The sequence below is a fragment of the Kribbella sp. NPDC003505 genome (assembly GCF_040610875.1).
Taxonomy (GTDB): domain Bacteria; phylum Actinomycetota; class Actinomycetes; order Propionibacteriales; family Kribbellaceae; genus Kribbella.
In genome coordinates, this window is sequence record NZ_JBEXNA010000016.1 from 99,782 (window position 1) to 112,660 (window position 12,879).

General features: G+C 69.1%; 13 protein-coding genes. 8 read left to right on the top strand and 5 right to left on the bottom strand.

What is annotated here, in order from left to right:
- The first annotated feature begins 27 nt into the window (after positions 1-27).
- Positions 28-465, top strand: a complete 438-nt coding sequence (locus ABZX12_RS38725; RefSeq protein ID WP_355700448.1) for a MarR family winged helix-turn-helix transcriptional regulator — start codon at positions 28-30, stop codon at positions 463-465.
- A gap of 150 nt (positions 466-615) precedes the next feature.
- Here the strand turns inward: ABZX12_RS38725 and ABZX12_RS38730 are convergent, their stop codons facing one another.
- Complete coding sequence (locus tag ABZX12_RS38730; RefSeq protein WP_355700449.1) at positions 616-1,311, bottom strand: hemolysin III family protein; 696 nt, start codon at positions 1,309-1,311, stop codon at positions 616-618.
- A 260-nt stretch (positions 1,312-1,571) separates the two neighbouring features.
- Between ABZX12_RS38730 and ABZX12_RS38735 the strand changes: the two genes are divergently transcribed.
- From ABZX12_RS38735 to ABZX12_RS38745, 3 genes are all read left to right on the top strand, one after another.
- Positions 1,572-2,351 (top strand): isoprenyl transferase, encoded by a 780-nt coding sequence (locus ABZX12_RS38735; RefSeq protein ID WP_355476954.1) that lies wholly within the window; start codon positions 1,572-1,574, stop codon positions 2,349-2,351.
- 1,439 nt (positions 2,352-3,790) lie between these two features.
- Positions 3,791-5,122, top strand: a complete 1,332-nt coding sequence (locus ABZX12_RS38740) for a PhoH family protein (protein WP_355700450.1) — start codon at positions 3,791-3,793, stop codon at positions 5,120-5,122.
- Between the two features lie 172 nt (positions 5,123-5,294).
- The gene (locus ABZX12_RS38745; RefSeq protein WP_355700451.1) at positions 5,295-5,996 is read left to right on the top strand and encodes a hypothetical protein; all 702 of its coding nucleotides are present in this window, start codon (positions 5,295-5,297) and stop codon (positions 5,994-5,996) included.
- A gap of 69 nt (positions 5,997-6,065) precedes the next feature.
- Here the strand turns inward: ABZX12_RS38745 and ABZX12_RS38750 are convergent, their stop codons facing one another.
- Positions 6,066-7,016, bottom strand: a complete 951-nt coding sequence (locus tag ABZX12_RS38750; protein ID WP_355700452.1) for a hypothetical protein — start codon at positions 7,014-7,016, stop codon at positions 6,066-6,068.
- A gap of 144 nt (positions 7,017-7,160) precedes the next feature.
- Between ABZX12_RS38750 and ABZX12_RS38755 the strand changes: the two genes are divergently transcribed.
- The 4 genes from ABZX12_RS38755 (at position 7,161) to ABZX12_RS38770 (ending at position 10,159) form a co-directional block, all read left to right on the top strand.
- Positions 7,161-7,808 carry a hypothetical protein gene (locus ABZX12_RS38755; protein WP_355700453.1) on the top strand — a complete coding sequence of 216 codons (648 nt, stop codon included), beginning with the start codon at positions 7,161-7,163 and terminating at the stop codon, positions 7,806-7,808.
- A 71-nt stretch (positions 7,809-7,879) separates the two neighbouring features.
- The gene (locus ABZX12_RS38760; RefSeq protein ID WP_355700454.1) at positions 7,880-9,283 is read left to right on the top strand and encodes a class II fumarate hydratase; all 1,404 of its coding nucleotides are present in this window, start codon (positions 7,880-7,882) and stop codon (positions 9,281-9,283) included.
- Positions 9,280-9,945 (top strand): DUF402 domain-containing protein, encoded by a 666-nt coding sequence (locus ABZX12_RS38765; protein WP_355700455.1) that lies wholly within the window; start codon positions 9,280-9,282, stop codon positions 9,943-9,945. The genes ABZX12_RS38760 and ABZX12_RS38765 overlap by 4 nt, the downstream gene beginning before the upstream one ends.
- Before the next feature lie 55 nt (positions 9,946-10,000).
- The gene (locus ABZX12_RS38770; protein ID WP_355700456.1) at positions 10,001-10,159 is read left to right on the top strand and encodes a hypothetical protein; all 159 of its coding nucleotides are present in this window, start codon (positions 10,001-10,003) and stop codon (positions 10,157-10,159) included.
- A gap of 6 nt (positions 10,160-10,165) precedes the next feature.
- Here ABZX12_RS38770 and ABZX12_RS38775 read toward each other — a convergent pair whose 3' ends face one another.
- From ABZX12_RS38775 to ABZX12_RS38785, 3 genes are all read right to left on the bottom strand, one after another.
- On the bottom strand, positions 10,166-10,651 hold the full coding sequence (locus ABZX12_RS38775; RefSeq protein ID WP_355700457.1) for a nitroreductase/quinone reductase family protein: 486 nt from the start codon (positions 10,649-10,651) through the stop codon (positions 10,166-10,168).
- 123 nt (positions 10,652-10,774) lie between these two features.
- On the bottom strand, positions 10,775-12,439 hold the full coding sequence (locus ABZX12_RS38780; RefSeq protein WP_355700458.1) for a fumarate hydratase: 1,665 nt from the start codon (positions 12,437-12,439) through the stop codon (positions 10,775-10,777).
- An 80-nt stretch (positions 12,440-12,519) separates the two neighbouring features.
- A complete protein-coding gene (locus ABZX12_RS38785; protein ID WP_355700459.1) occupies positions 12,520-12,849 on the bottom strand; it encodes a hypothetical protein in 330 nt (109 codons plus the stop codon).
- Positions 12,850-12,879 lie beyond the last annotated feature (30 nt).

The window sequence follows — 12,879 nt, forward strand, 5'->3', positions numbered from 1 at the left end:
TTACTATCGGCATAGTAAAGTGGCTTTATGACCTCCGTCAACGACGATCACCGCGTGGACCACGTGGCCGGACTGCTCGGGCAGGCGCTGCGGCGCATCCGGGCGGAGATCCTCGCGACCTCGGAGGAGCGGTTCCCCGGGCTGCGCGTCTCGCACTACCGGCTGCTCGAACTGATCCCGCCCGAGGGCGCCCGGATCACCGACTTGGCCGAGGTCGCCACGATGACGAAACAGGGCCTCGGCCAGCACGTCGACTACCTCCAGAAACTCGGCTACACCACCTCGGAGCGCCTCCACGAAGACCGACGAGTCCGCCTGGTCCGCCGTACGGCGCTGGGTGACGAAGCAGTCGCGTACAGCCGAGAAGCCATCGCCCGAGTAGAAGAATCCTGGTCCCGCCACCTGGGCGAGTCCCGCTACACGGCCCTCCGAGAAACCCTCCGAGAACTAGGCGCAGGTGACTGACCGGACGCTCGCGCAGGGTTTGGTCGTCGAGTCGTGAAAAGTGGTTGTCAGCGGCAGCCGCTTTTCACGACTCGGCGGGAGGGGCAGGAGCCATTCGCCACGACTCGCCCCTCAGCAACACACGCTTGGTCAAGCGAAGGTGTGTCCTCGTCAGCCGGCGTGGTACGTCGCGATGCTGACGGCGATGTAGTGGCAGATGAAGGCGGCCACGGTGAAGGCGTGGAAGATCTCGTGGAAGCCGAACCAGCGGGGGGAGGGGTTGGGGCGCTTGGTGCCGTAGACGACGGCGCCGATCGAGTACAGGCCGCCGCCGACCGCGATCAGGGTGACGACCGCCGCGCCGCCGGCGTGGTAGATGTCGCCCATCCAGAAGATCGCGACCCAGCCGAGGGCCAGGTAGATCGGGGTGTAGATCCAGCGCGGGGCGCTCAGCCAGAAGATCCGGAACAGGATGCCGAGCACGGCGCCGCCCCAGACCAGGCCGAGCATCAGCAGCCGGTCCTTGCCGTGCAGCAGCACCATGCCGAGCGGGGTGTAGGTGCCGGCGATCAGCAGGAAGATGTTGCTGTGGTCGAGCCGGCGCAGGATCGCCTCGCCGGTCGGGCCCCAGTAGAACCGGTGGTACAGCGCCGAGATGCCGAACAGCAGCATCGACCCGGCGGTATAGACCGCCGCCGCCCAGCGTGCGTTCGCGTGCGGGGCCAGGCAGATCAGCACGATGCCGGCGGCGGTGGCGAGCGGGAACGTGCCGGCGTGCAACCATCCGCGAAGTTTGGGCTTGAGCGGCCCGAGCCGGCCGGAGAGCCGGTGCCCGAGGTCCTGGGGCTGGGCGCTGGTAGCGGTCATCGCCGTCCTTTCGAGGGGAGTCCGGGCGGTTCATACCTACGCAACCGTAACCTACGGAACCGTAGGTTGCATCGGTCGGAAGAATGAAATGTAGGCGAAGTCACCCGGGTGCTGCAGCAGGCCCGCGGGGTACGACGCCCGAACGCACCGAAAAGTTCGACCTTCCCGGCAGGTTTCTGCAAGCCACTCCAGGGCCTCTCACCGGCGGCGTTTCTGGGCTAGCCTCGTGACCGAGAGTCTTTGAGGAGAGCACCCTGCCCATGCGGACACCTGGCAAACAGAAGCTGCGCGGCGCGATCTACGGCCTGTACGAGCGTCGGGTCCGCCGGTCCCTGTCGCCGGACCGGATCCCGCGGCACATCGGCGTCATCATCGACGGCAACCGGCGCTGGGCCCGCCAGGTCGGCGACCCGGTGTCGCGCGGCCACGAGGCCGGGGCGAACAAGATCTCCGAGTTCCTGGAGTGGTGCGACGACGTCGGCGTCAAGGTCGTCACGGTGTGGATGCTGTCCACCGACAACCTGACCCGCCCGGCCGAGGAGCTCGAGCCGCTGCTGCGGATCATCGAGCAGACCGTCGAGGAGCTGACCGCGATCGGCCGCTGGCGGATCCACCCGGTCGGCGCGCTCGACCTGCTGCCGGGCACGACCGCCGAGGCGCTGAAGGCGGCCGAGACGGCGACGCAGGACAACCAGGGGATGCTGGTCAACGTCGCGGTCGGGTACGGCGGGCGGCGCGAGCTCGCCGACGCGGTCCGCTCGCTGCTGCTCGAGGAGGCCGCGAAGGGCATCTCGATCGAGGAGCTCGCCGACCGCGTCGACGTGGAGCACATCGCGCGGCACCTGTACACGAAGGGCCAGCCGGATCCGGACCTGGTCATCCGGACGTCGGGTGAGCAGCGCCTGGGCGGCTTCCTGCTGTGGCAGAGCGCGTTGAGCGAGTTCTACTTCTGCGAGGCGCTGTGGCCGGACTTCCGGCACGTCGACTTCCTGCGCGCGATCCGGAGCTATGCGCAGCGAGAGCGTCGCTTCGGGACGTAGTGCCGCGCCCGCACCGCGAGCACGTCGTACGGCGCCGCAGGTAGTACGCGTACGTCGCCACGCCCAACGCCGCGCCCCAGGCGATCCACAGGATGCCCGGCATGTTGGCTCCCCACATATCGCCGTCGAGCGGGGCCTGGGTGTTCATCAGCCCGGCCGGAATCAGGACGGCCGACACGATCGAGGCCGGGACGATCGCGAGCAGCGGCGGTACGCGGCGGCCGGCCTTGAACCAGATCCACCGTGGGTACACCTCGCCCCACCGGTGCACCAGGCCGTGCGTGAGGACGCCGCCGCCCAGGCCCAGGACGGCCAGGCCGAGGCCCATCTCGAGCATCCCGGGCGTGTCGGCCATCATCCGGTGGAACTCGTCGGTGATGCCGAGCGGCCAGCCGACGTACCAGGCGATCCGGGTGAACTCGTAGGGGAGGTTCGCCAGCACCGCTATCGCGACCGCCCAGCGGCCCCACCGGAGCGCGGCCTCCGGGCGCTTCCAGGCGGGCTCCGCGGCGCCCCGGCCGCACGAGACGCACGCCTCGCGGCTGCGCCGGTGGTAGGCCAGCGCCGTCGCCGCCCAGAGCACCCCGCCGACGAACAGGATGATCAGGTTCACCCGGTGCCAGTAGAGTATGTCGCCGACGCCGTCCTGCGGTCCCGGTACGCCGGTGAAGGCGAACACGATCAGTGCCGGGGCCATGGCGACCACCGCGACCAGTGTGTAGTCGGGTACGACGAGCGCGAGGCCGACCGCGAGTACGGCGGCGATCGCCTGCAGGATCGACCCGCGCGGCCTGGTGTGCGTCATGACGAGCGCGAGGGCGGCGCCGCCGAGGCCGATCGCCGCCATCGCCGGGGCGACGACGTGCACGGGCGTACCTTCCAGGATCGACGCCGTGGACAGGTCGTCGGGGACCCGCGCGAATGGGTAGCCGGCGCCGCCGAAGGTCCAGTACAGCCCGAGTACGCCGTACACCAGCGACCAGAGCGCGGTGGCGTATCCGGTCCACGTCGGCCAGTTCCTTGTGATGCTCCGAGTCATGCCCCGAGCCTCGTCGCGCGGCCGCCGGACCGGATCACCCGGCGGAGTGAGGTGGATCCCCCGCGTGAGGGGGAAAGGCGTAACACCGTGTTAACCCCGTGGCCGGGCGTGTCGGGCTGCGCCGTTTGCAGGAGGCTCCTACCCTGACAGTGACGGTCGGAGGGGAAGCCGGCTGTCCGGGAGGCCCGATCAGCTTGAGAATCGTTCGCCAGCCGGTAGCCCCATGAGGGGCCGAACGGAGTATCCGAGACGTCAGGTCTCGATCTCACTGATTCCCGTCGTTGCGTACGCGGCACGGCGGACGGGGTCTGCACCAGACCCCGAGGGCGGCACCCGGTCCACCTAACCACTGGTCGGCCGGGGCGAGGGTGCACGTCACGGCCAGAAGAGGACGTGCGACATGGCCGCGAATGCCAAGGCGTCAAGTACCTCATCCACACCGGCCCAGCGCACATTCGTGCTGGACACCTCGGTGCTCCTGTCCGACCCGCACGCGATGTTGCGGTTCGACGAGCACGAGGTCGTCGTCCCGGTGGTCGTCGTCACCGAATTGGAGGCCAAACGGCATCACCCGGAGCTCGGCTACTTCGCCCGTACGGCGTTGCGACTGCTCGACGAGCTCCGGATCCTGCACGGACGTCTGGACGCGCCCCTGCCAGTGGGGGAGAAGGGTGGAACCCTCCGGGTCGAGCTGAACCACACCGACCCGGAGAGGCTGCCGGCCGGTTTCCGGCTCGGCGACAACGACAGCCGGATCCTGGCCGTGGCCTGCAACTTCATGGCCGAGGGCAAGGACGTCACGCTGGTCTCGAAGGACCTGCCGATGCGGGTCAAGGCCTCGGCGTGCGGCCTGCTCGCCGAGGAGTACCGCGCCGAGCTGACGCTGGAGTCCGGCTGGACCGGGATGGCGGAGCTCGAGGTCGAGACCCATGTCGTGGACGACCTGTACGAGAACGGTTCGGTCGAGCTGCCGGCGGCCGGCGAGTTCCCGACCCACACCGGGCTGGTGATGCTGTCCGACCGGGGCAGCGCGCTCGGCCGGGTGATGCCGGACAAGCGGATCCGGCTGGTCCGCGGCGACCGCGAGGCGTTCGGGATCCGCGGCCGGTCCGCCGAGCAGCGGGTCGCGCTGGACCTGTTGCTGGACCCGGACGTCGGGATCATCTCGCTCGGCGGCCGCGCCGGTACGGGGAAGTCCGCGCTCGCGCTGTGTGCCGGGCTGGAATCGGTGATGGAGCGCCGCCAGCACAAGAAGGTGGTGGTCTTCCGGCCGCTGTTCGCGGTCGGCGGCCAGGAGCTCGGGTACCTGCCGGGCAGCGAGTCGGAGAAGATGCAGCCGTGGGCCCAGGCCGTGTACGACACGCTCGGCGCGCTGACCAGCGGTGACGTGATCGACGAGGTGATCGATCGCGGGATGCTCGAGGTGCTGCCGCTGACCCACATCCGCGGCCGGTCGCTGCACGACGCGTTCGTGATCGTGGACGAGGCGCAGTCGCTGGAGCGCAACGTGCTGCTCACGGTGCTGTCCCGGGTCGGCGCCAACTCGCGGGTGGTGCTCACCCACGACGTGGCCCAGCGGGACAACCTGCGGGTCGGCCGGCACGACGGCGTGGTCGCGGTGGTCGAGCAGCTCAAGGGGCATCCGCTGTTCGCGCACGTCACGCTGACCCGCTCGGAGCGGTCGCCGATCGCGGCGCTGGTCACCGAGATGCTGGACGATCTGCAGCTGTAAGGAGCGTTACGTTTCTTAGGTAATAGCTTTCTGTAAAGCGAGAGTAAGAACGGTGCGGTCGCCACGCGGCGGCCGCACCGTTCGTTCGTGACCTGCTTGTGATCACGGACGGTTTACGTCAGAGTATGTTCTCGTTGCAGCCGACGGGGGTCGGGTTTTCTCGGAAGGACAGATGAAAGCGAAGCGCTCCGTCGCGGTTCTCGCAGTCACCGGAATCGCCGTGGTCTCCGTTGTCGCCGGTGTCGACCTCTTCAGCTCTCCTGGGAGCAGCAGTGCGTCGGAGAAGGTGTCCGGGCGGGCCGAGATGGCCGTGCTGAACAGTGGGAAGGCCATCCCGTCCGCGACCACGCCGTCGGCCAAGGAGAAGTCGGCCGCCGAGATCGCCGCCGAGGCGGTCCGGATGCGGAACCAGGTCGAGGCCATCGAGCAGCAGCGCACCGCGCTGCAGGACGCGGCCGACCAGAAGATGAAGGCCAAGAACGCGGCTTTGCTGCGCTATCAGGCACTCAAGGAGGCGAGCCGGGACGCCGCCGAGGAGCGGGCCAGCCGGGACGCCGAGCGGAAGAAGTACGAGGGCACGCCGAAGGAGGTCGCGATGAACCTCCTCCCCGACCACGGCTGGAGCCAGAGCCAGTTCAGCTGCCTGGAGAAGCTCTGGAACAAGGAATCCCGCTGGAAGGTCAGCGCCGACAACCCGACGTCGTCGGCATACGGCATCCCGCAGGCGCTGCCGGGCAACCGGATGGCGGCGTACGGCAAGGACTGGCGGACCAACCCGGTCACCCAGATCAAGTGGGGCCTGGACTACATCGAGGCCACGTACGGTTCGCCGTGCAAGGCGTGGAACCACTCCCAGAACACCGGCTGGTACTGATCACCCGATCCTCACCGTTACGTCCGAAGAAATGGCGAGACGTACTCGCACTTCTTCGGACGTAGCGGGTTAGTGGGGTCGCCAGCCGCGCGCCACGAGCGCAGCGCGGACCTGGTCGAGGAAACGGGCGGGGTCGGTCCGGAGGCCGGCTACAGGGATCCGCAGTACGGACGACCGACGGGTGGTCAGGTTGTTCTGCCGCAAGGCGTCGGAGATCGTCACCGGAGCGTGCAGGTGATGAGCACCTTCGATCTCCACCACCAGGTCGTACTCGGTCCACTCGTTGTCGACCACGGCCCAACCGCCCCCGAAGTCGTGAACCGCCTGACGATCTGGTTCCGGCAGCCCCGCCGCCCTGCACATCCGGGCGAAGTCGAGTTCCGCCATCGACTGCACACCACCCTGGAGATCGACGAGGAGCTGGAGAAGGAACCTGCGCCTGCGGTGCCGCCGGACGCCCGCCATCGCCTCGTCCAACGCAGCGACGGTGACCAGCTGCTGCTGTACTGACATCGTCATGATCAGCGCGGCCTGGCGATCGGAGGCGGCCCAGAGCGCTGCCCGCACAGCTGCAACGGCCGGTCGGACTCGCGGAATGCCAGCGATGACGAGATCCGTGCTGAGCCGGCGCCGGGTGTCGTGCACCACCGCTCCTGGCCACCGCCTCGGCTTTCCGGACTTGGGCATCGAGATATGGATGGCAGGCTCGGTGAAGCCGGTCAGTCCGGCCGCTTGGAGTGCGGTGACACCGTCCAGAGCCGCGCGGGACCCGACCTCGATCAATGCGGTCCACCAACGCCCTCGCTCGCACAGCACGCCGGTGATATTGCTGATCGACTGCGGTCCACGCGTCAACCAACGGCCGGAACGGAGCTCGGCCTTGACGTCCCAGCGCCCGAGTCCGACGGCGTACAACTGCCTGCGACTCGCAACGCCGTACTGCTGCGCGAACAGTTCGCGGCTACGCTCGGCTCGTTGCCGCCGATGACGCGCCGCCCGAGAGCCGCCTCCTTCCAACATCCGCGAGAGTTTCCCCTCTGCACCCCCGCTCCCGCCACCACTCTCTCCCGCCCCTGTGGACAACCGCCTTACGTCCGAAGATGCGGCGGGAGGTCTCTCGACTTCTTCGGACGTAGCGGGATGTGTGGATGGGAGGATGGCGGCGTGCGGGAGATTGCGCGGGCGCGTAGTGAGCGTGGTGAGCTGGTGCTACGGCGCCGCGAGGACGACGGGGCGCTGGAGCTGCGGGTCAACGGTGTCTTCGTGATGGACGACCGGGAGACGTCGAGCGAGGAGTTGCTGGCGTCGGCTGCGCTGGAGGAGGTGCAGCGGCCCGATCGGGTGCTGGTCGGGGGACTCGGCCTCGGGTACACGGTTCGCGCGCTGCTCGCCGACGACCGGCTCGGCGAGGTGGTGGTCGCGGAGATCGAGCCGGACCTGGTGTCGTGGATGCGCTCCGGCCTGGTCCCGTCGATCCTCGACGACCCGCGGGTCGCGGTCGTCGTCGGGGACGTCCGGGCCGTCGTCACGGACCTGCCCGACGCGTCCGTCGACGCGATCCTGCTGGACGTCGACAACGGCCCGGACTTCCTTGTCTACAACGAGAACTCGACCATCTACACGTCCGGCTTCCTGACCACCTGCCGGGCCAAGCTGCGCGCCGGCGGCGTCCTCACCGTGTGGTCCTCGTCCGTGTCGACCGCCCTGGAGACCGCCGTCGGCGCCGTGTTCGGCACGTGCGAGGTCAAGCCGGTGCCGGTTCAGCTCCAGGGTCGCGACGAGCTGTATTACGTCTACCAGGGCAGCTCGTAGTCGTTGTGTCGTTGTCCACAGGTTGCCGATCGCGCGGTTCCGGCAGCGGTGATCGACGTACTCTTTTTGGCATGGGTGATGACGTGGACTTCCGGATCGAGCACGACACGATGGGCGAGGTCAAGGTGCCCCGCGACGCGTTGTGGCGGGCGCAGACGCAGCGCGCGGTGGAGAACTTCCCGATCTCCGGGCGGCCGCTGGCGCCGGAGCTCGTGCACGCGCTGGCGCAGATCAAGGCCTCCGCCGCGGTCGTGAACGCGTCACTCGGGGTGCTCGACGCCGATCGGTCCGCCGCGATCGTGGCCGCCGCGGACCAGGTGACCGCGGGGCAGTTCGACGCGGAGTTCCCGATCGACGTCTTCCAGACCGGTTCCGGCACCTCGACGAACATGAACGTCAACGAGGTCCTGGCCACCCTCGCCACCCGCGCACTCGGCGCCGACGTGCACCCGAACGATCACGTCAACGCGTCGCAGTCCAGCAACGACACCTTCCCGTCGGCGATCCACGTCGCCGCCACGGCGGGTGTCGTCCAGGAGCTGCTGCCGGCCCTCGAGCACCTCGCGGATTCCCTGTCCCGCAAGGGATCCGAGTTCGCCGAGGTGGTGAAGTCCGGGCGCACACACCTGATGGACGCGACGCCGGTGACGCTCGGCCAGGAGTTCGACGGGTATGCCCAGCAGATCCGCCGCGGCGCCGCGCGCGTGCACGCCACGCTGCCCCGCGTCGCCGAGCTGCCGCTGGGCGGGACGGCGGTCGGCACCGGGATCAACACACCGCCCGGGTTCGCGGCGGCCGTCATCACCGAGCTCAACCGCCGCACCGGGCTGGAGCTGACCGAGGCCGAGGACCATTTCGAGGCCCAGGGGGCGCGCGACGGGCTGGTCGAGCTGTCCGGGCAGCTGAAGACGGTCGCGGTCAGCCTGACGAAGATCTGCAACGACCTGCGCTGGATGGGCTCCGGGCCGCGCGCCGGGCTCGGCGAGATCGCGCTGCCGGACCTGCAGCCCGGGTCGAGCATCATGCCCGGCAAGGTGAACCCGGTGATCTGCGAGGCGACGCTGATGGTCGCCGCGCAGGTGATCGGCAACGACACCGCGATCACCGTGGCCGGTGCCGGCGGCAACTTCGAGCTGAACGTGATGCTCCCGGTGATCGCGCGCAACCTGCTCGAGTCGATCAGCCTGCTGGCCAACAGTTCGCGGCTGCTCGCCGACCGCTGCGTCGACGGCATCACGGCGAACGTCGATCACGCCCGCGCGCTGGCCGAGTCGTCCCCGTCGATCGTCACGCCCCTGAACCGCTACATCGGCTACGAGAACGCCGCCGCGGTCGCCAAGAGCGCCTTGAAACAAGGCAAGACGATCCGCGAGGTCGTGATCGAGAACGGGCACGTCGAGAAGGGCGACCTCACCGAGGAGCAGCTGGACGCGGCCCTCGACGTCCTGTCCATGACCCGGCCGGCACAGTCGTGACGTTCTGGGAGCCCGGCACGACGATCGAGTGGGTGTACGAAGGCCTCGGACAGCACGCCGACAAGCCGCTCGTGCGGCCGATGACGGTGGTGCGGGACGACGCGGACGGGCTGGTCGCCTGGCTCGCCCCCGGGACGCCGTTGCTCAAACCAGTCCTCGTCGACGGCCGCGAGATCCGGCACGCCGGTCCGGTCGCGATGTTCACCGCGGAGCGGGTGCTGAAGCTCGACGTCTGGCGCGGGACCGGGATCCTCAAGGTGTCGCCGCCCGGCAAGCCGTGGTCGGTCTGGTACTTCTGGGACGCCGACACGACCTTCCGCGGGTGGTACGTGAACCTCGAGCGCGAGCACGTCCGCGACTGGGCGGCCCGCCGTACGACCACGGTCGATCATGTGCTTGACCTGTGGATCAACCCGGACCGCACGATCGAGTGGAAGGACGAGGACGAGCTCGAGGGAGCGGTCAGCGCCGGACGTTTCAGCGCAGCCGAGGCCGAGCGGATCGTCGCCGACGCGCACCTGGCGATCCGCGACGTCGAGGCCTGGACCGCGCCGTTCTCCGACGGCTGGGAGTCCTGGTCGGCGCCGCCGGCCTGGCGGCTGCCCGTCGCGCCCACGACCCATCAGCCGACCTGGATCGCCGAGGAGCTGCACAGCTGCTGACAACAGGTAGGTCACGAGCGCTTGTCACCGGCGGGATTGGTCTTAGCTTGGAAGTATGTACACCATCGAGCTGCAGGCCGACGAGCTTCAGATGCTGCGCTCGGCCCTTGGGTGCTACCTCCAGGCGTTCGGGCACAACGAGGCGGACCTGGTCAAAGCGGCCAGGGCCCTGCTGATGAAGCTCCCGCAGGAGATCGAGACCAAGGCCGGCTGAGCGGGGTCAGTCCGGGGCGGGTTCCAGGACGGCGACGGGGATCGTCCGCCCTGCCTTTGTCGCGAACCGGCCGATCCGCGGGTCCTCGCGGAGGATGACGTCGGTCCACACCGTGCTCCGCTCGGGCTCGGTCAGTTCCCGCGCCCGCATCCGCCGGTGCTCGGCGCCGATCTGTACGTCGGTACTGTCCGCCGCCCGTAGGTTCCGGAACCAGTCCGGGTCCTGGGGCGAGCCCGACCCGGTGCCCCAGACCACGAGCCCGTCCGCCGTCTCCAGGTACCGCACGCAGGTCGACCTCGGTACGCCGGTCCGCCGGCCGGGCGTGGTGAGCATCAGGACGTGCACGTCCTTGCTGCCGCTCGCCAGCCGCCCGTCGAGCGTCCGGTACATCCACACGCCGACCCGGTTCCCCATCCGCAGCATCCGCCGCCCCATCGTGACCACCCCCAACCCGAGCATCCGGCGGCGTCCCACCCACGTCAACCACCGCACCCACGCCACCCACCGGACGTCTGAGGGGTCAACCCCGTCGGTGGTGGGTTGGCCCCTCGGAATCTGGTGGCCTAACCCACCGGCTACGGGGTTGACCCCTGAGACGTCCGAGGGTGGACGGGATCAGGTGCGGGGGCGGACCGTCAGCGGGACGGGCTTCCTGGTGTCGGTGAAGAAGTCGTTGCCCTTGTCGTCGACCACGATGAACGCGGGGAAGTCCTCGACCTGGATCTTCCAGATCGCCTCCATGCCGAGCTCGGGGTACTCGATCACGTCGACGGACTTGATGCAGTCCTGCGCCAGCCGCGCCGCCGGGCCGCCGATCGAGCCCAGGTAGAACCCGCCGTGCTCCTTGCACGCCGCCGTCACCCTCGCCGACCGGTTGCCCTTGGCAAGCATGACGAACGAGCCGCCGGCCGCCTGGAACTGGTCGACGTAGGCGTCCATCCGGCCCGCGGTCGTCGGCCCGAAGGAGCCGGACGCGTAACCCTCGGGGGTCTTCGCCGGTCCCGCGTAATACACGGCGTGGTCACGCAGGTACTGCGGCATCGGCTCGCCCGCGTCCAGCCGCTCCTTGATCTTCGCGTGCGCGATGTCGCGCGCCACCACGAGCGGGCCGGTCAGCGACAGCCGGGTCTTCACCGGCAGCTTGGACAGCTCGGCGCGGATCTCGCTCATCGGCCGGTTCAGGTCGACCCGGACGACCTCGGAGTCGTCGAGGTGCTCGTCGGTCGTGTCCGGCAGGAACCGGGCCGGCTCCCGCTCCAGCTGCTCGAGGAACACGCCCTCCGGCGTGATCTTGGCCAGCGCCTGCCGGTCCGCCGAGCAGGACACCGCGATCGCGACCGGGCAGGACGCGCCGTGCCGCGGCAGCCGGATCACCCGGACGTCGTGGCAGAAGTACTTCCCGCCGAACTGCGCGCCGATCCCGAACTCCTGCGTGAGCTTGAAGACCTCCTCCTCCAGCTCCACGTCCCGGAACCCGTGCCCGAGCGGCGATCCGCTCGTCGGCAAGGTGTCCAGGTAGTGCGCGGAGGCGTACTTCGCGGTCTTCAGCGCGTACTCGGCCGAGGTCCCGCCGACCACGACGGCCAGGTGGTACGGCGGGCAGGCCGCCGTACCGAGGGAGCGGATCTTCTCGTCCAGGAACTCCATCATCCGCGACGGGTTCAGCACCGCCTTGGTCTCCTGGTAGAGGAACGACTTGTTCGCCGAGCCGCCGCCCTTGGCCATGAACAGGAACTTGTACGCCGGGTCGCCGGAGCCGGCCGGTGTCGAGTAGAGCTCGATCTGGGCCGGCAGGTTGGAGCCGGTGTTCTTCTCGTCCCACATGGTCAGCGGGGCCATCTGCGAGTAGCGCAGGTTCAGCTTGGTGTACGCGTCGTACACGCCGCGGCTGATCCACTCCTCGTCGACCGCGCCGGTGAGCACGCCCTCGGACTTCTTGCCCATCACGATCGCGGTGCCCGTGTCCTGGCACATCGGCAGCACGCCGCCGGCCGAGATGTTCGCGTTCTTCAGCAGGTCGAGCGCGACGAACCGGTCGTTCCCGGACGCCTCCGGGTCGTCGATGATCCGCCGCAGTTGCGCGAGGTGCGCGGTCCGCAGGTAGTGCGAGATGTCGTGCATCGCCTCCGCGGTCAGCGCCTGCAGCACCTCCGGCTGCACCTGCAGGAACGTCCGGTCGCCTACGGTGAACGTGCTGACACCCTCCGTCGTCAGCAGCCGGTACTCCGTCTCGTCGGCACCCAACGGCAACAGGTCGGAGTAGTTGAAGTCGGCAGACACCGGGCATACCTCCACACAGACTGGACTGGACGGCCCCAAGCCTAGTTCTCGCGGTACGTCGCGCCGACGCGACCTCGGTCTCACGAACGACTGAGGTCACCCTCACCGGAACGCGCCACGCGCCAGGCACGCCCCAGTTCCAGGCCCACCGACAAACGGTTCCAGGCCGAGGCGCGGCGGTCCCGCGGGCGCCCGCCCGGACGCGAGGGCACCACCTCGCGGAGCCCGAACGACAGCGCGGTGATGACGAGCTGCCCGCCTACGAACAGCACCCCACCGGGGATGCTCAGTTGCCGGTGTCCGGTTGCCCGCGCGCCGAGCACCAGAGCGATGCCGGCGACCATCGCCGGAAAGGCGATCAGGTAGGCGATCGCGAGCGGACGGGCACGGCGTACTCCACCCCAGTTCACGGTGCACAGTATGAGGCACGCTCAGGGGCC

Coding starts and splice junctions, on each gene's coding strand:
- ABZX12_RS38745 (WP_355700451.1), top strand. CDS start 5,295: ATGAAAGCGAAGCGCTCCGTCGCGGTTCTCGCAGTCACCGGAATCGCC.
- ABZX12_RS38750 (WP_355700452.1), bottom strand. CDS start 7,016: ATGTTGGAAGGAGGCGGCTCTCGGGCGGCGCGTCATCGGCGGCAACGA.
- ABZX12_RS38735 (WP_355476954.1), top strand. CDS start 1,572: ATGCGGACACCTGGCAAACAGAAGCTGCGCGGCGCGATCTACGGCCTG.
- ABZX12_RS38770 (WP_355700456.1), top strand. CDS start 10,001: ATGTACACCATCGAGCTGCAGGCCGACGAGCTTCAGATGCTGCGCTCG.
- ABZX12_RS38740 (WP_355700450.1), top strand. CDS start 3,791: ATGGCCGCGAATGCCAAGGCGTCAAGTACCTCATCCACACCGGCCCAG.
- ABZX12_RS38760 (WP_355700454.1), top strand. CDS start 7,880: ATGGGTGATGACGTGGACTTCCGGATCGAGCACGACACGATGGGCGAG.
- ABZX12_RS38725 (WP_355700448.1), top strand. CDS start 28: ATGACCTCCGTCAACGACGATCACCGCGTGGACCACGTGGCCGGACTG.
- ABZX12_RS38730 (WP_355700449.1), bottom strand. CDS start 1,311: ATGACCGCTACCAGCGCCCAGCCCCAGGACCTCGGGCACCGGCTCTCC.